The organism is Sphingopyxis sp., from assembly GCF_965227415.1.
Taxonomy (GTDB): Bacteria; Pseudomonadota; Alphaproteobacteria; order Sphingomonadales; family Sphingomonadaceae; genus Sphingopyxis.
The window spans coordinates 3,280,984-3,297,374 of the sequence record NZ_OZ245749.1; the positions used below are offsets into that span (position 1 = coordinate 3,280,984).

Below are 16,391 nucleotides of genomic sequence, written 5' to 3' on the forward strand. Positions count from 1 at the left end.
GCAAGGAATACGGCAACCATTTCTCAAGATTGTTGATGCATCAGCTAGACGCACCAACGGGAGAGAGATTGATCATGTCGTCTGAACTCCTCGCCGAACAAGCCAAAAAATTCTCCCGCCTTCATAGTCTAGATGACAAAGGTCGTGCCCGAGATCGTGAAGAAGGTGCGGCGATCTTCCTGCGGCTGAACGATCGCGAGCGTTTGGAACTGGTCGCTTCAATGGTCGAAGCCTGGGCATGCGATCTGCCCTTGAACAGGCCAATGATCAGTGGGGCGTTGCGCCATGCTTGGGACAGCGAGCCTTACATAGGCGTCGGCCGACGTGGATCTTATGTTAGCGCTGTTGCACGTTGTCCGGGCGGAGAAGAATGGACGATGCAGGATTTCGTAGAAGACTGGGGTCCGGATCTCATGACGGCGGACGAAGAAGATCAGCTCAACGCGATGGAATTTCCCCTAACCGTATATCGCGGCGGCGCAGGTGATTTCGAGGAGCTCGCGGACGGTGTGAGTTGGACCTTAAATCTCGAAATTGCGGAGTTCTATGCAAACACTTGGCCCAAATCATGGGGGATTATGGGTCAGCCATTGATCTTGTCGATGACAATCGAGCTGCAAGACGTCGCTGCATTTCTAAACGACCGGAAGGAAGAAGAATTGCTCATTCCCGAGGCGCGTTTCATGCACAAGTCGATGCGGATCGTGGACCATGAACAGCCTGCTGCAGCGATTGGATAGTTAGGGCGGATCGGGCGTTCCAATCTCATGGCTGATCTTAGCCAAATGAATCGCTGAGCCGCGTGATGCCGTTTGAGAATGCGTAGCGAACTACCATCTCAATGAAATGGACATTGTCGACGTCCCTGTAACTCAGTGCGGCCGACGCCTTTGAGCCCTGGGGACCATTGATTATGAATGATCCGGAGTAGGTCGTTACCGTTACGTCGCCCCAGTCGTATTCCGCTGGTTCATCTCCAAAAAATTTCTTTCGGCGTAAAATGACGGAGGTATCCTTTAGGACCGCATTACCGGCATGCAATTCGCGGCCGCTGCGCAGATGCGATAAGATTCCGCTGACAATCTGTTCCATCAGCGCCTTCCATAAGCACCCGATAAACGCCTCGAAAATGCGACTATTGCCAAATTCGACGGTGGTCGTCTGAATGCCGTCATACCAAGAAATCAAATATTCGGTGCCAGTCGAGATGCCATTGACCGAATTGTTCACCCCTCCCCAGCGGACGCTTCGAACGTCTTCCAAAGGTGTAATTTTGCCTTTCCATTCAAGTCCCGAGGGACTGATCGCTAGCCGAGTTTTGAAAATCTTTCCAACGTCGGCTGCGTAGGAAATCTCGGCTTCACGCGCGCTGGCCTGTGTCTCAAGATCAGCGAGGTCACTGCCATCCTTGGCAATCGCTCCAGCGACTTGTGGAAGAGCCGAGAAGCTAGAACCCACCAATTCGGAGATATGGCGCGACTCATTGATGAGATTATGTTTGTTGAAGAGATCGATCGAGAGGTCGCGAATCATGAACGCCAAATTTTCGCTGTCCCTGTCCTTCCGTCCGCGCAATGTTGCGCTCATCTGCACTGGGTAGGTCAGCTCCTCCCACGTATTCAGCAGCTCTGCGATCGCTGCGAAGATTGGCGGAAGAGCATCGGGACGATTGCCAGCTAACGTGCGGGCCTTTTCGATCAGCCTCTCAGCCGTCGCGACCTCTTTCGCCATGAAGGGTTGGGCGCGCAGTGCGTAATCGTCGATAATCTCATGCAGGAAACGCGGAAAGATATGGGCGTCAGCCGCGTCCTTGACCAAAATATACAAGGCTTCGGCCATCTCCGCTGTGGGCGCTCGATCGAGTGCGGTAATAACTGATCTGCGCCAAGCGTGTTGTCTGGACTGGAACGCGTCATCAGCGATCTGCTCATTCGCTATCGCGGGCAGTCCGGCGATTTCGCGATCCTCGTTGATCTCACGAATAACCTGATCGAGCTGGGCTTCGTCGACCGCCGCGACAACATTCTCAATAAATTGCCGAAGGTCGGATGTGGAAGACGGCGGCATCTTCGAAGCTGCCATAATTAGGGCATTAGCCATTGCCAGCCCAGACAGCGGGAGATTTTCCACCTCTCCAATACTGGATGCCTCAACCGCCTTCATCGCGGTCCCAGGGGCGACTCCAGGAAACCATGCGAATTCCGCTTCGACACGCCGCCTCGGATTGGTCAACGTTGCCCTGGCCTGCTGGCAGGCTTCGGGATCGTGGTAGAGCGATTGATCGTCGGCTGCTTCCATGATGCGACGGGCGTCGTCACGGGTGCTAACGGCAAGTAACGCAAATGCGTTCAGTTCCAAGCTGGTATCACTGGACACGGCGGCGTCCCTCCGATTCAAGCATATAGCGACGCCCGTTGACATTCGTTTCGGCTAACGGGCGCTGCGAAGCGCGGATTTGCCGGTTAGAGCATGCGCTGTTGTATTTTCTTACGGCTGAATTGAAGTCGTCCACGTTCCGATTGAAGCGGTCCGAATCGACGCCTTCTAGACTTTCCATCTCCGATTTTTGCGACGACAATCTGATGTCTTCCGCCAGACAATATTGCATTTCGGCCATAGTGAGAGTTGCGCTGCCAGGAGCAGGCATCATCTCCTCGGAAGGAGCGGCAACTGGGCCGTTATCCGATATCGAGTCGCCATCGTAGGGCGTATCCGTGCCGGCGCCACTTTCGACGCCATAGGCTGGCGCGGCCGATTCATCGGTCGCCATATAATCGCCCGAAGCGTCGGCGGCTTCGTCGCTACCGTCGGTAGAAGTCGAATAGTCCTGCATCGTTTCGTCATAATCGGGCGACGATGCGCTATCGACCACACTGCGTGTGCCTGCGAAGAAGCAAGATTTGATGGCAATAATTAGCGCGATTGCGAAGACCCATCCTCCGATCTTCTTGATGCCGCGGAAAAACGCGCCGCCATCTTGATCAATCGGTTCGGAAGGTGGTCCGGCCCGCGGCGTGGGAGCCTGCAGTGGACGGGGACCCGCTGCAATTTTATCAGCTGAAGCGATCGCCGCGTCGGCGTCCGTCACGAACGACGAGAGGCCATCGAAACCAGTAGGTATGGGTGGCAGCATCGTCAGAAACCTATCCGCTGTCTATCTTCGGGGTTTCGAGATGGACATCGCGCCAGTGCAGTCCCGATTTCCTCGTCCCCCACGCGATCCTTCCGCGCTTTGGCGGCTAGGCGACCAGCTTCGCGCACGACGAACGCTGCGTCAGACAAGGGTCGATCTGACAGTTTTTGAGCGAGGCCCGGCACATCAGTGACGTTATTTGGAATGTTTTCGAGCAATGCCTCGAGAAGACCAGCCACCTCATCCGCGCCTGCATGATCGACGTGAATAACGTGATCAAAGCGACCCCGCCGAAGGATTGCGGAATCGATCGCGTCGATCTGGTTCGTCATGCCGATCACGAGAACCCGGTTAGCGCTCGCTTCTGGAATGCGCCTTAAAAACTCGGCGATTTCTTCAACATTGTGTTGATGCGACCCGGAATCCCGGCTGGCCAAAAAAGCATCCATTTCGTCAATAACGACAACTGCTGGCGCTGACTTCATCGCTTCAGAAAAGATTTCGGCTACCTTGCGTGACGTTTCATGAATGTAGGGACTGGCGACGCTTGACGCTTCAATAGAAAAGCTGGGCCAGCCGAGGTGCTCGACCAGTCGTTCGACCGCATAGGTTTTGCCGCAACCAGTCGGCCCCTCAAGGATGATTCCGCCTGGAAAGCCGATCCCCATCGCGGCATAGCGTTCCTCGTCGGCGACGATGTCCACCACGTGCTCATTAAAAAACGCGGAAAGTTCGCGGCGGCCAGGTAGCGCGAATGGCGCCAATTGCTTTGCGCTCTCGGAATTATGGAGCCTCGGGTGCGGTTTGGCCAATGCCCTCCGGCCGCGGTCGATTGGCGTCTTCGGAGCTATGCCCGCAATACCCAAAAGGTTCGAGATTTGCTCCTCCGTCACCATTGGCACGATTTTCTGAAGAGCAACTACGTCGTCAGCCGATATATCGACTCCTCCGGTAAGATATGCCCCCAATACTTGCGCCTTGTTTTTCCGTTGGCTGCTCTCCGACGCGAGCATAACAAAGGCTTCGTATTCCTCGACGAAAATTGCCTCCTCGATCGTTCCGGATACCCGTGACAATGCTCTGGCGAAGGCCATCGCAGCATTGGCAGATCGAGGTCGAGGCAGTTTCGATACGGACTCCACAACCCCGGTCGCCAATATGAAACGATACCCCGTCCCACTATAGGTGAGATGGAGCCATTCGAGTTCATCGTCCCCGATCAGCGATGACGGCTCAGCGACGATGACTGCGCGTCTGCCGTCCTTGGTCACATGGATCCACGCAACCTCGTCGCAAGTAAATGTCGCCCGGCCGAGCTGAACACCATTCGGCAATTGGAAGCCTTGAGGAAAAGGGGATCCCTTCATCAGCCCCTCACAATGTTGGCCATCGCGAGCATTTCCTCTTCTCCAATTCGCGTGAAACGCATGTTGTCGAGATGAATGAGGATATCGCGCAACTTATCGAAATCTTGGCTTGCCAAAGCTGTCCGGCCTTTATCTACCAATCGTCCGTATTGAGCATGATCTGCGAACTGCTCCGGGCTCTGAGCGAGCCACTGGAAGCGGGCAACAATAAATTCGTCCGAACGCCACAGAATGACGATATTTTTGGAGCGAAGCTCAGACAGGTGAGACTCGAAGTCATTTCCGTTGATATCGATCGAATGCTGCGCCGTGCGCACCAAGGCATCGAATGCTTGCTCTTCGTCCGGACGCGCCAGACCGCGGGCCAAGCCATCGAAGCTATCAATGATGCCATCCAGGTCTACTTGGCGTATCAACTTCAGATGATCACGGCGCAGGATCGAGATGTCTTTTCGTGCCGCCCTGATTTCATCGAGCGCCTGCTTGGTCTCCTCCGGTTCGGCCCGGTCGATGTCGATCGCGCCCGCCTTAGCAATCCTGTCACGGATTTGATTGATACGGGGATCGTCGATATGCGCTGCGAAAGCGTCCAGCCTCTCGATGGTCGTCTCGGCCTCGACCGCGACGAGAGTAGCGGCTTGTCCGTAATCCAGCTGCGCGTCCTGACGCGCATAGTAGTTGTGACCGCTTGAGAACGATCCGCCGATATCGGGGACGGAAATATCGAGGCGAATATTGCCTGCGTCGGTAATCTCGTATTCGCAATGGACCTCAGCACCGGTTGCGATCATCCCCTCATCGAAGTCTGATCCGGAAACACGAAACGTGCCGATGAAGATATTGTCTTCGATCGGCTCGCGTATCGATCCCTCCCAAAGCTTGAAATTCAGTGCGCCCGGGCTTCCCGCTCGCAGGGTTTCACCTGCGCGAAACTTTAGGACGCCCTTCTTCGGAAGCGGATCACCTGCGCGCACTAGAGGCTCGAGGCCTCGCATTCCGTTCCGACCCTCAATTACCTCAATGCTGATCGTGTGCGATGCTGGAATTGCATCGATGGAAGCCGCGGTCCGGCTAATTGTGATACGATCGTTGGGGATGCTCACCGGACCGCCATCGGCGTCGAAAACGAAGACACGAAAGGCATTCTGCCCCGGCTTGGACAGAGGGAGGTCAATCGACGCACCATCCTTCAACAATTGCCGTCCGGACGACCAACCTGTCTCCAGACTGTCGACCTGGAATTCGCCGGCCATGCCCCCGACTTTCCGCGCGACGATTTTAGCCGACGCATCAGGGGTCCGCGCGACATAGGCGAATTCGAGCCCGCTCGAGGAGAGCGAACTACGGGACGATTTCCTTCCGCGGCTTTCAGTTTCCCAATTGATAGATTCCGCAAAAATAGCGGCACCCTCTGCAACCGCCGTCATCGGGTTAACGTCCGTTGAGGCAGAAATTCCAAGCTCGAATGCGACTTTGTCGCGAAGCGGCTTATATTGTGTCGGACCTCCCACGAAGACTACCCGATCAACATCGTGTGCGCTGATCCCGGCCTGATCCAGTGTTTCGCGTGCCGAATGAATGGCTTTCTGCAAGATAGGGTCGATGAGCGCATCGAGACGGGCACGGTCTAGGGGGATGTCAACATAGACTTCCTCTCCTGACCGATCCCGAACCCCAATCTCAGTCTCCGATAGCGCGATGACAGTATCTTCAGCGTGCGAAAGCTCGATCTTGGCTTTCTCTGCAGCCCAAGTCGCCATACGGACCAAAGTTTTGAACATCGGGTTAGTCGCGAAGTCGTCGCCGAGATCGAAGGTGTCAACGAGCCAAGGTTTGACCACATCATCCATGAGCGCGCGATCGATGTCCCGTCCGCCACACATTTCAACACCGCCGTGAGCGAGGAGGCTGACGCGCCCCTTCATGCTCTGCGCGATTGCAATATCAAGCGTTCCTCCGCCCAAATCGAACACGAGAAACGTGCCATCACGATTGCGTTGCCGCATGATGCTCATCACTGCGGCAACGGGCTCCTGCATGAGCGCGACGCGACCGATCCCAGCGCCCTCCGCGGCGGTCAATGTCGCGTCTTTCTGCATCTGATTAAATGCCGCCGGCACGGTGATCACCGTGCCCGTGTCTCCGCCATTGCGCATTGACTCTGGCAGATACCCAAACACGGTCCGCAAAATCTCGGCAGAGCATTCCTCCGGCGTCATCGTCTTATCGAGCGCCTTAAGATTGATCGGCGTGCTGGTGCCCATCATGCGCTTGAAAAGAACCGCCGCGTTGTCCGGATTACGAGCCGCATTGTTATAGGCGCGGGTCCCAACGAACTTATTGCCTCGTCGATCGAGGAATATTGCTGACGGCGTCACATCATGCTGCTCTGGGCTTTTGTAAAGTGACACGGATTCGCCGTCAAAACTCGCGATGGCGCTATTGGTGGTTCCTAGATCGATGCCAACGTAATCCATTTTATCACTTCCTAAGCATCATGGTGCCGGTCCGACGCACGCCGTCGGCGCCCATGACAACTGGTTCTATCATTTGGTCGACGAAGAGCTCATCTTCGGGACCGAAGTCGGCGACATTGAGTGCCGTGGCAGCCATGCCTGGCTCATAAGATTGCCCCTCAAGATCAACGATGCGTAATCCGAGTGGCAAGAGCGTGTCCTCCAGCTTGCGCTGGAAATACCGAACCTGATTGGATTGCCGTCCCGCCGATTTGATGTCTCGGGTATCGATTGATCGTTGAAACATGCGGCAAAGTCGCCAGCTTTCAACTGCGAGGCCGATTAACAAATCTTCGGTATCAACTTGTCCGTCCACGACTGCCCCGCCCCTTCATTCGCATGCGTTAAATACTTAAACTTTGGCATGGTTTTAGGTTGGAACCATGCATTTCGCCAAGGGCATAGAAGCTAAATCTGAAGATTTTTATTTGGGGCCAACAGCCTTACGGGCGAACCAAGGGTCATCGGTGCGCTCCACCGTCAGCTTCGCCGCGGGATATTGCGTCACGACGGCCATTGCTTCCTCGGCGTCAGCACGCAGCCATGCCTCATGTGCGTCAGGGTGCAAGATCACCGGCATTCGGTCGTGAATGTCCCAAAGTTCTTTGGTCGCATCGACCATTACGCCGGTATAGGCGTTGCCCCATTCATCAGTGGGCCTCCAAAGGCCGGCCCATGCAGCAACCGGCTGGTCGGCGACGCTGATCCAGGTTCGGGTCATTTTACCAGGCTCCCCCTCGGCCTCGGCAAATGACGTGAACGGGATCAGGCATCGTTGAGCTGGATCGGTGAACCACTGCCGCCAGATCGTCCATAATTTGTCGTCCCGAGCGTTGTTCGTCGCTGTCGGCTTGTTGGGTTTTCCGGTCCGCTTGTTGATCGAGTGCCGCGGAAAGCCCCAGGTCATCTGTTCGAGCACCCGCTTACCTTGATCTTCGCGAACCACAATGCCGGGATACTGCGGATACACGTCAGCGGGCGCGTTGAAGCCATGGGTCACTGGCGTCCCGAACAGCGAAGCCACCTCCTGCACAGTCGATTTGTTGGTGTAGAGGTTGCACATGGGCATAGAGTGGCGCCCGGTTGAAAACTGTCAACCGGGCGAGCTTCGGAGAACGATATAGTTTTTTGGCGTCTGGAACTGCAGCCGCGTCATCTTCATGGGTCTGGCACATCGAGCGCAAACTCGGACCGCCACCATTCCCGGTTTTCGGCCGTGTTTGTCGCCCTGGTTCCCGGGCGCTCCAACGATGGGTTGGATATTATCCAAAGGGCTCTGGGTATCCTCGACAGCCACCCCAAGCACCCCTGCAAATCGTCCCAACAGATAGAGTGTTTCTCGTCGTTGAGTTCCCAGTGCAGTTGGGCTGGCATTTGCTCATTTGCCGCCGAAATGCCGACAAGCCCGTGGCATAAGCCATTGCGTATATCGAGCGGCCCTTGCAGTTGGCATCGAAGAGTTGTCGCCAGCAACGGGCAAAGCGAGGTAGCTGGTTGAGCCGCGATCACTGTGCTTTCCCATGACCGCACTGCCGCAGCAATGCCGTGCGCTCTTGGCGGCAGAAAGCCGTGGAAGCGAACGACTTCGTCGCGCACAGATTTTTCGACCGTCGACCATATTAACAGCAGTGACCCCAACGATCCGCTGATCTTGTCATAGTTTATGTCCAATAGCGTGCGCCCCCCACTGCCGACCTCGTCAATGCACGATATTGCCCATGCGCTAATGTTTGGTATCCACCGATACGGGCAATCGAACGCGTTGATGTTTTTGCCGTGAACTTGCCATTCGTTTTAGATATCGTTGGCAGGAAGCGGTGATGAACGATAATGCATCTTGGGGCGGTCGATGTGAGTTCAAGTGGGACTAGGTTGCCGTGCCCGTGCTTTTTGGGCGTATTTCAGCGAAAAGCTCTTACACACGAACGGATATTTTTGTCGAAATTGCGGGGGTGGTAGTGGGTTTTTCTGACTGGATAACCGTTGTCGGCGTGGCAGTGACGCTGATAAGTATGTTTGTAAGTATTCGTCAGGCTCGAAGCGCCCGGAGCTCAAGTCAAGCTGCAAGAAGAGCGATGGCCACCGTTCAACTTGCTGCCGTCGGAGAACGCCTGAAGTCTGCTCAGGAACACATCCGCGACGTTTCGCCTGAAAAGAAGCGGGCGCGAGGCTACAAGGTGGGCAACAGGTTCGATCTTATCCGTCGAGAGTTTGACAACGCGTTGGGCGCATTGCCGAGAACCGGACACGGAAGTGTAGCCCGGGAGCAGTTGACCAAAGCACAGAAAGAACTCAACGCCTATGAGGCGTCATTTTTCTCGTCTCCAGATCCTACAAAATGGCGTGAGCTTCAGGTTCTAGTTCAAGACACAATTTCAGAACTGGCGGCGAACACGGCGGACATCGGAGAGTTGAAATGAACAGTGAAGATATAGAGAAAATTATCGATAAGCTCGCCTATCATGTGTCTCTACTCGGACTGACCATCGATCACGAAAAATATCCTGTTGAATCACTAGTCTTGGATATGAATTGGAATCGAGCGGAACTGGAAAAGGTTCACGATATTTTTGAGCAATGGGATCAGAGATTGGAAAACGGTGAAGTCATGAACACCGCTGCGTTCGAGAGCGACTTTGATCGAGAACTCGGGATTTCATACCAAGGCCTAAAATCTGTTGTTTTAGCATTTTACCGGAATCACCAGTGGACCAATGTTTGCGAAGCATACGTTGACGCTTTTGGAAAATCGCCAGCGCTTGAATACCATTCGATCATGCGACGGGAGCGCTGAAACATCGGTTGGATCCGAAAGAGTGGGAGCGAATGGATTTTAGCGTTCAGAGGCAAAACCTTAGAACGCGCAACTTAGCTTTCCACCCCATTCCAGCCGTTCGCTATCGTCGGCGCCTGAGCTGGCGCTTCCATTCGATGATGTCGGGCATCGGTAATTGCCGCGTATGATCGACGTTCACCAGTTCGAGCGTCGCGAGCGTTCTCTTCCGCTTTGCGTAATAGCATTGCAGACACCGCATGCGCTTGCGCACCTCGGGTAGCCGATCGTTCCAGCCTTTCCGCTCAAATAGATACCAGAGCGCGTGCGGATCGAAGATACCGACGTTCCCACACTTGCACGACACCTGAACGGTGTGGTGTCTGCAGGCGACATCGAAAAGGTCGCTGATGGGGTTCACTAGCTGCCGACTCATGACTCGACAAAAGAGAACGAAAGAGGAACAATGGGCAAGAGAGATTCGAGTCGGAGTATGGAAAAATGGATGGGATCGACCGCAAATATCGCGGCCTTGAGATATGGGATGTCGATGACGTTTCGCTCGAGATCAGAGACGAAGCGACCGCTGCCGCGTTAGCGGTGCTTGACCTAGCAGGCGTGTCGCCCCTGCAAGCTCGCGTCGCGCAGTTCACGCTTGAAGCGATGGACGACAAGGGCGTCCTCGATCGCGCTGATCCGTCAGACTTCGGCCTCAATATGGCGCACCTAAATGCCTGCCGAGAAGCTGAAGGCGCTTCTCGCCGAGTGATTGAACGGCTCGCGCCGAACCGCGCCGAACCCTATCTTATGCTGGGCGTCGCAGAATGGGCGCTAAGCGAATGGCAGACCCACGATACGGATCCGACCAAGTTATGACGCCGGGTCATAACGGTAAGCCAGAGGCGGACCGCATCGCCGATTACCTGGAAGGCAAGGCAGAGCGGTTCAAGGATCGCGCAGGGCGAACGGGCGACGTTGATCTACGCACTCGCGCTTCGACGCTGAATGCAGCCGCGTCAGACATTCGCGCGCGGTTGTTTGACGACTGACATGCACCGTGTTGATCGCGATTACCTCAGCACCTGTATCTATGTAGCCATTAAAACGATGCGTGCCGGGAAGAACGGAAAAGGAAAACATCCGGTCCCCGAATTGAGGGACGACTGGAATGTGCAGAAGCTCGTCAGCGCCGTGCTGAACCAGGTGGACAACGACAGCACGTTCGTTTGCCGTGCCGGACCCGCTCCCACTGACATCGCTTTCGTCCCATCCTACTCGACGAGGAAATTCGGGATCGACGAGCCGTGGCCCGATGGTATCAAACCGCGATGATGTTCACACTCCTGCTCGCCGTTTCCAACGTCCCCGCGGGGCAGACCTTCGATTGCACCCCTACCGCGGTGTGGGACGGCGATGGACCGATCTGGTGCGCGGAAGGTCCGCACATACGCCTCTCCGGTATCGCCACACGCGAGATGGATGGAACTTGTCGTCCAGGGCATCCTTGCCCCGCCGCCGACCCCATCGCGGCACGCGATCATCTTGTCGGATTGCTCGGCAACCGTGGCGGTGTGCGTCCCACAGGTCACGTCATCGTGGTCGGACCGGTTATGCGATGCAGGTCAGCTGGTTCGGCCGGCGGCAATCGCACGGCCGCATTTTGCACTTCGCCCCGATCGGGAGATATTTCCTGCGCGATGTTGCGAGATGGCTATGCGGCGAAGTGGGATCGCTATTGGCAAGGTCATCGCTGCCAGTGAAAGTTGATCCGGAGGAGAAATCGCTGGCGTTCGCGATCGAATATTGGATGCTGACGGCATTGGTCGCCGGATCATTCGTAGTCGGTATCGTATCCGCAGTGAAATATCTGCTCAAATGATTGATCTTGAATTTGGACTTCAGGCCTGCGCAACGCAATCATGATGTATCGCATGACCGCGTGGGGGATAGACTGCGCGATCGCATCCGCCCGAATCGTATTTGTCGGTGTGATCCGGCACTGACAAGGTAAGCTACGCCATGGCTGATACATTGAATCTAAATACAACTTATCAGGCGATCATTTCGGCGGCAAAGGCTCGCAAATTCATAGCCTATGGCGAAATCGCAAAAGCGCAAAGCCTCGATTGGCAAAAGGTGCGCTATGCCATGAATGGTCATCTTGAGACTTTGCTGGGAATATCCGCCGCCAACGATTGGCCCCTACTGACGGCAATTGTGGTGAACCAGGACGGGCTTCAATCGGGCAGCATGGTCGACAGCGCGATGGAAGGGTTCGTTGCGGCGGCGAAGCGACATGGACGCTCGGTATCTTCGCCTGCTGATTTCGTGCGCGCCGAACAAGAAGCTACATTCGAATGGGCGCAAACTGCTCCAGAAAATCTTCCCAACGAAGACGGTGCATCATCAGCACCGAAGGGTGCAGCGGGCCCAAGGTTCGTTCAATATTTCCCACATGTGCTCGATTTCCTGCGTGCGCATGGCGGCTCAGCCGAGCCGCGCGATGTCTATGCTGCACTGCCCAGTATGACGGTAGTTGGCGAGGACGAACTCACCAACAAGACCAAAGGCGGGCAATCTAAATTCGAGAACAAGGTCGGCTGGGCGAGGTTTTACCTCGCCAAGGCGGGTCTCATAGACGGCAAGAACCGCGGCGTGTGGGCCCTAACAACGGAGGGACGTGAAACCCACCTCGACCACGCGTCTTCTCTTGCTCTCTTCAAAGACGTTCAGTCGCGTTTCAAGGTGAAAGGCGGAGGCGATGTCGATGATGATGCACCCGCACCCTTGGTAATTGATGACACGCTACTTTTCGAGGATCCCAACCGCCGCTTCTGGTTTGTAGGTGCCGCTTGGGCTGGCAACGACGATCAAACTGATCGGTTTGTCGACGAGGGAATTTGGCAGAACGGTTACGACGACAAATTCTCGGAGCACGTGCAGCGGATGCAGGTTGGCGATCGCATCGCAATCAAGGCGGCATTCACGCAGAAGTATAATTTGCCGTTCGACAACGCAGGGAAGACGGTTTCCTGCATGCGGATCAAGGCCATTGGGACAATCACCAAAGCTTCTACCGACGCTAAAACTGTGAAGGTTGAATGGCAAAAGCTGGATTCGCCGAAGGAATGGTATTTCTACACCTATCGGGTCACTGTAGTGGAAGCGAACGCATCAGATGACCTGGCGAGGCGACTGATCCAGTTTACGTTCGGCGATCATCAGCAAGACTATGAATTCTGGCTGCGCATTCCCTATTTCGCCAAGAAGTATCGCCCCCAAATGGCGGTGGGCCTCGAACCGTTTTTCAGGGACGAACAGGACGAGACTGAGATCGAAAGTGACGAGTCCGCTCTAGAAGAGTATGATCTAGACACCATCGTCCATGAAGGCTGCTTCCTTGACGATCACGAGCTTTCAGATGCGTTCGACCGGTTGAAGGCGAAACGAAACCTCATATTGCAGGGGCCACCTGGAACTGGAAAAACGTGGCTTGCGAAGCGGCTCGGATACGCTCTTATCGGAACCAAGGATCGCAAGGTCACGCGAAAGCGTTTGCGCTCAATTCAATTTCATCCATCACTGTCTTACGAAGATTTTGTGCGTGGCTGGCGTCCTCATGGGAACGGGGATCTCTCGCTGGTCGATGGCCTGTTTCTTGAGGCCGTCGAAGCTGCACGCGCTGAGCCTGACCGCCCTCTGGTCGTGGTCATTGAAGAAATCAATCGAGGTAATCCCGCGCAGATTTTTGGCGAGATGCTGACGTTGCTCGAACGTGATAAGCGGCGCGAAGAAGAAGCCATTGAGCTTGCGTATCGTCGAGCTGAAGGCGAGCGCGTGTTCATTCCAGAGAATCTCTATTTGATCGGCACGATGAATATCGCTGACCGCTCCTTGGCTCTTGTCGATCTCGCGTTGCGCCGCCGCTTTGCGTTTGTCACGCTCAACCCAAGACTTAATGATCGATGGAAAGCCTGGTGCAGCGAGCACGCGAAAATTGATGATGCGTCCATCTCCCTGATCCAGCAGATCTTCACCGAACTGAACGCCGAGATTGCTGGCGATCGGTCACTCGGCCCGCAATTCCAGATTGGACACAGCTACGTCACGCCCACGACAGGGGAGGTCATCGGTGATGCGCGGGAATGGCTGCGGCAGATTGTGACCACCGAAATTGCGCCGCTGCTCGAAGAGTATTGGTATGACAATCCCGACCGCGCGCGGAAACTGACGGGGCGACTGTTAGAAGCGCTGTGATGCTAACCGCGGAACTTGATAGCCCGGATGGGGAGACTGACGGCCTAGTCGGCAAGATTCCGATCAAGAACGTCTGGCTACTGTTTCTATATGCTTCTGGTCTTGCGCAATTTCGCGATCGCTTTGATGCAGAGGTCGAGCAGTCTCCCGACCTCAAATCCCTGATCGCGCGCCTCCTCTGCTATGCGGTGGAAAAACGACTTCGCCGAAATCTCAGCTTTGGTTATCGAAACCGAAGCGAGGTTCTGAAGCGCATCCGAGGTCGCATCGATATTCTACAAACCGCCTCGGGAAATCTCCTCCGGCGCGGTGAAGTCGCGTGCCGGTTTGAAGAACTTACGATTGACACTCCACGCAATCGATTGGTCCGGACAGCTTTGGCGCGTCTGTCATCAATTCTCGATGACTACGATCTCGCGCACCGCTGTCGAACTCTGGCAAACGATCTCGGGCGCGTAGGTGTTTCTGGCCGCGAGCCCACACGATCGGAGATGGCAGCCGATCAAGTTGCGCGCCATCAGGGCGATGATCGCCTTATGGTGTCACTTGCGACCGCCGTGTTCGATTTGGTCTTGCCGCTGGAAGCGGCCGGAACGCGCGCGGTTTCAAAGGCGGAGCGCGAAGAGACAGAATTTCGGAAGCTCTTTGAGAAGGCCATCGGCAACTTTTTCGCGGCCGAACTTGATCGTGATGATGGCTGGAGGGTTTATCCCGGAAAGCATTATAGGTGGCCCGTTCAGGCAGCGTCGCATGGCCTGGCAGAATTCATGCCAATTATGATCACGGACATCATCATTGAGAACGAACGGCAACCGCGCCGGATCATCATCGATACCAAATTTACAAACATTTTGACGGCATCGAACCACAGTGGCGAGCGGTTTAAGACCGGGCACCTTTACCAGCTTTATGCCTACCTTCGCAGTCAAGAAAAAGACCACGATCCGCGATCACGGGATAGCGAAGGTTGGCTGCTCTACCCGTCGATTGACAAGGACATCGACGAAGCCGCGACAATCCAAGGACATCGCGTTCGATTGGTCACAATCGATCTCTCGCTGCCTAGCAGCGAGATCATCACCCGTCTCAGGAATCTTCCGCTACGTAGCGCAGTATCTTACGGCGAAGCCGCGGCAAGGAGCGCCCGCTGAACCAATGCAGGCGGAATTTTTACTCGAACCGCGGCGAAGCGACGCAACAGATCCTCGATCATAATGAATTCAGATTTTTGTTCCAATAGTTCGCGAAATGTTGTAGGTTAACGTCTCTTAACTATGGAATGCGGACTCCTGCCGCTTGCGGGGCCTGCGCTTTCGTTTGAGGAGGCGGAATGGAAAAGAAGAAGGCCCGGATGGCGATGAGCGCTCTGAGCCAGGAAACGCGGCTCGCGGTGTTCAAACTGCTGATCGACGCAGGCGATGCGGGTTTAGCGGCAGGCGCAATCTCGGAAACGACGAAGACATCGCCCACAGCAATGAGCGCGCATCTTGCCATACTGTCCCAAGCTGGACTGGTTAAATCAAAAAAGGTTGGTCGCAAGGTGATCTACCGGGCACTGCCTCGGGTTGCAGATGAACTGGCGGACTTTCTTAGAAATATCTCCGGTTCCGATGCACGCCCCTGATAATCGGAAATTTTGAATTCGGTCAACGTCTGGCACGCTTTGTTTCTCAGGCAAAGCTAGACCTCCATAATGATCGTCGTTTGGTTCGATTCCGCGAGCATCCTATAAGGCAGTTTTCCGCTTTAGCGGACCGATTGGAGAGTATGAGTGGCAACGCAATTGACTGGTCAAAGCACCACGCTAGCTTCCTTTATCTGGAAGAACGCGGACGACCTCTGGGGTGTCAAACGGCGTTCAAACGGGACCCCCGATCGGCGTCGAAGAAGGACCCCCTTGCGGATATGATGGGGGTTTGTTGAGGTGAGCCTTGCGCTGCGTGCGGCGGAGGTCGGGCGTAGCCCGACCGGAGGCGCACGCAGCGCAAGATAGATTTTTGAAGGCGGCGAAGGTGGCGGTCAGCTGCGGTTTTTGAAGCGCCAGCTATCGTTGCCCGTCTCGACGATATCGCAGTGGTGGGTGACGCGGTCGAGCAGCGCCGTGGTCATCTTGGGATCGCCGAAGACGGTAGGCCACTCGCCGAACGCGAGGTTCGTGGTGATGATGACGCTGGTGCGCTCATAAAGCTTGCTGATGAGGTGGAACAGCAACTGCCCTCCCGAGCGTGCGAACGGCAGATATCCAAGCTCGTCGAGCACGATCAGGTCGAGCCGCGACAGCTGCGCCGCCAGGGTCCCGCCCTTGCCGATCCGGGTCTCCTCTTCGAGGCGTGTCACCAGTCACG

Annotated in this window: 16 protein-coding genes and 1 pseudogene; 10 read left to right on the forward strand and 7 right to left on the reverse strand. The window is 55.5% G+C overall.

The genetic code is table 11. The features are described 5' to 3' along the window. Positions 1-74 precede the first annotated feature (74 nt). A complete protein-coding gene (locus tag ACO055_RS15950) occupies positions 75-740 on the forward strand; it encodes a hypothetical protein (RefSeq protein WP_422059813.1) in 666 nt (221 codons plus the stop codon). A 37-nt stretch (positions 741-777) separates the two neighbouring features. Here the strand turns inward: ACO055_RS15950 and ACO055_RS15955 are convergent, their stop codons facing one another. The 6 genes from ACO055_RS15955 to ACO055_RS15980 all read right to left on the reverse strand — a co-directional run bounded on the left by ACO055_RS15955 (position 778) and on the right by ACO055_RS15980 (position 8,079). Beyond that, positions 778-2,376: a hypothetical protein gene (locus tag ACO055_RS15955; RefSeq protein ID WP_422059814.1), complete on the reverse strand. Its 1,599-nt coding sequence runs from the start codon at positions 2,374-2,376 to the stop codon at positions 778-780. Beyond that, positions 2,366-3,088 carry a hypothetical protein gene (locus ACO055_RS15960; protein WP_422059815.1) on the reverse strand — a complete coding sequence of 241 codons (723 nt, stop codon included), beginning with the start codon at positions 3,086-3,088 and terminating at the stop codon, positions 2,366-2,368. Before ACO055_RS15960 ends, ACO055_RS15955 begins: the two co-directional genes overlap by 11 nt. A gap of 47 nt (positions 3,089-3,135) precedes the next feature. Next, positions 3,136-4,500 (reverse strand): ATP-binding protein, encoded by a 1,365-nt coding sequence (locus tag ACO055_RS15965; protein WP_422059816.1) that lies wholly within the window; start codon positions 4,498-4,500, stop codon positions 3,136-3,138. After that, entirely contained in the window at positions 4,500-6,977 is a 2,478-nt protein-coding gene (locus tag ACO055_RS15970) for an Hsp70 family protein (protein WP_422059817.1), read from the reverse strand. The genes ACO055_RS15965 and ACO055_RS15970 overlap by 1 nt, the downstream gene beginning before the upstream one ends. Before the next feature lie 4 nt (positions 6,978-6,981). Beyond that, on the reverse strand, positions 6,982-7,332 hold the full coding sequence (locus ACO055_RS15975) for a hypothetical protein (protein WP_422059818.1): 351 nt from the start codon (positions 7,330-7,332) through the stop codon (positions 6,982-6,984). A gap of 108 nt (positions 7,333-7,440) precedes the next feature. Further along, on the reverse strand, positions 7,441-8,079 hold the full coding sequence (locus tag ACO055_RS15980; RefSeq protein ID WP_422059819.1) for an SOS response-associated peptidase: 639 nt from the start codon (positions 8,077-8,079) through the stop codon (positions 7,441-7,443). Between the two features lie 814 nt (positions 8,080-8,893). Here ACO055_RS15980 and ACO055_RS15985 point away from each other — a divergent pair. The 9 genes from ACO055_RS15985 (at position 8,894) to ACO055_RS16025 (ending at position 15,670) form a co-directional block, all read left to right on the forward strand. Next, on the forward strand, positions 8,894-9,436 hold the full coding sequence (locus ACO055_RS15985) for a hypothetical protein (RefSeq protein WP_422059820.1): 543 nt from the start codon (positions 8,894-8,896) through the stop codon (positions 9,434-9,436). Continuing rightward, the gene (locus tag ACO055_RS15990; protein WP_422059821.1) at positions 9,433-9,810 is read left to right on the forward strand and encodes a DUF1878 family protein; all 378 of its coding nucleotides are present in this window, start codon (positions 9,433-9,435) and stop codon (positions 9,808-9,810) included. Before ACO055_RS15985 ends, ACO055_RS15990 begins: the two co-directional genes overlap by 4 nt. A 480-nt stretch (positions 9,811-10,290) precedes the next feature. Further along, positions 10,291-10,665 (forward strand): hypothetical protein, encoded by a 375-nt coding sequence (locus ACO055_RS15995; protein ID WP_422059822.1) that lies wholly within the window; start codon positions 10,291-10,293, stop codon positions 10,663-10,665. Positions 10,666-10,839: 174 nt separating this feature from the next. Then, positions 10,840-11,121 (forward strand): hypothetical protein, encoded by a 282-nt coding sequence (locus tag ACO055_RS16000; protein WP_422059823.1) that lies wholly within the window; start codon positions 10,840-10,842, stop codon positions 11,119-11,121. Further along, a complete protein-coding gene (locus tag ACO055_RS16005) occupies positions 11,118-11,549 on the forward strand; it encodes a hypothetical protein (protein WP_422059824.1) in 432 nt (143 codons plus the stop codon). The genes ACO055_RS16000 and ACO055_RS16005 overlap by 4 nt, the downstream gene beginning before the upstream one ends. Next, positions 11,546-11,668 (forward strand): hypothetical protein, encoded by a 123-nt coding sequence (locus ACO055_RS16010; RefSeq protein ID WP_422059825.1) that lies wholly within the window; start codon positions 11,546-11,548, stop codon positions 11,666-11,668. Before ACO055_RS16005 ends, ACO055_RS16010 begins: the two co-directional genes overlap by 4 nt. A gap of 140 nt (positions 11,669-11,808) precedes the next feature. Beyond that, complete coding sequence (locus ACO055_RS16015) at positions 11,809-14,046, forward strand: AAA family ATPase (protein WP_422059826.1); 2,238 nt, start codon at positions 11,809-11,811, stop codon at positions 14,044-14,046. Then, positions 14,046-15,197 carry a 5-methylcytosine-specific restriction endonuclease system specificity protein McrC gene (mcrC, locus tag ACO055_RS16020; protein ID WP_422059827.1) on the forward strand — a complete coding sequence of 384 codons (1,152 nt, stop codon included), beginning with the start codon at positions 14,046-14,048 and terminating at the stop codon, positions 15,195-15,197. The genes ACO055_RS16015 and mcrC overlap by 1 nt, the downstream gene beginning before the upstream one ends. A 179-nt stretch (positions 15,198-15,376) precedes the next feature. Then, positions 15,377-15,670, forward strand: coding sequence for an ArsR/SmtB family transcription factor (locus ACO055_RS16025; RefSeq protein ID WP_422059828.1), 294 nt, complete (start codon positions 15,377-15,379; stop codon positions 15,668-15,670). Positions 15,671-16,065: 395 nt separating this feature from the next. Here ACO055_RS16025 and ACO055_RS16030 read toward each other — a convergent pair. Further along, positions 16,066-16,386, reverse strand: a pseudogene (locus ACO055_RS16030) (ATP-binding protein); the annotation flags it as partial. Positions 16,387-16,391 lie beyond the last annotated feature (5 nt).

What these genes read in the sequence shown, in the direction of transcription:
- ACO055_RS15990 (WP_422059821.1), top strand. Translation starts at nt 9,433, where the DNA reads ATGAACAGTGAAGATATAGAGAAAATTATCGATAAGCTCGCCTATCAT.
- ACO055_RS15970 (WP_422059817.1), bottom strand. Translation starts at nt 6,977, where the DNA reads ATGGATTACGTTGGCATCGATCTAGGAACCACCAATAGCGCCATCGCG.
- ACO055_RS16005 (WP_422059824.1), top strand. Translation starts at nt 11,118, where the DNA reads ATGATGTTCACACTCCTGCTCGCCGTTTCCAACGTCCCCGCGGGGCAG.
- ACO055_RS15965 (WP_422059816.1), bottom strand. Translation starts at nt 4,500, where the DNA reads ATGAAGGGATCCCCTTTTCCTCAAGGCTTCCAATTGCCGAATGGTGTT.
- ACO055_RS16015 (WP_422059826.1), top strand. Translation starts at nt 11,809, where the DNA reads ATGGCTGATACATTGAATCTAAATACAACTTATCAGGCGATCATTTCG.
- ACO055_RS15980 (WP_422059819.1), bottom strand. Translation starts at nt 8,079, where the DNA reads ATGTGCAACCTCTACACCAACAAATCGACTGTGCAGGAGGTGGCTTCG.
- ACO055_RS16000 (WP_422059823.1), top strand. Translation starts at nt 10,840, where the DNA reads ATGCACCGTGTTGATCGCGATTACCTCAGCACCTGTATCTATGTAGCC.
- mcrC (WP_422059827.1), top strand. Translation starts at nt 14,046, where the DNA reads ATGCTAACCGCGGAACTTGATAGCCCGGATGGGGAGACTGACGGCCTA.
- ACO055_RS16025 (WP_422059828.1), top strand. Translation starts at nt 15,377, where the DNA reads ATGGAAAAGAAGAAGGCCCGGATGGCGATGAGCGCTCTGAGCCAGGAA.
- ACO055_RS15995 (WP_422059822.1), top strand. Translation starts at nt 10,291, where the DNA reads ATGGATGGGATCGACCGCAAATATCGCGGCCTTGAGATATGGGATGTC.
- ACO055_RS15950 (WP_422059813.1), top strand. Translation starts at nt 75, where the DNA reads ATGTCGTCTGAACTCCTCGCCGAACAAGCCAAAAAATTCTCCCGCCTT.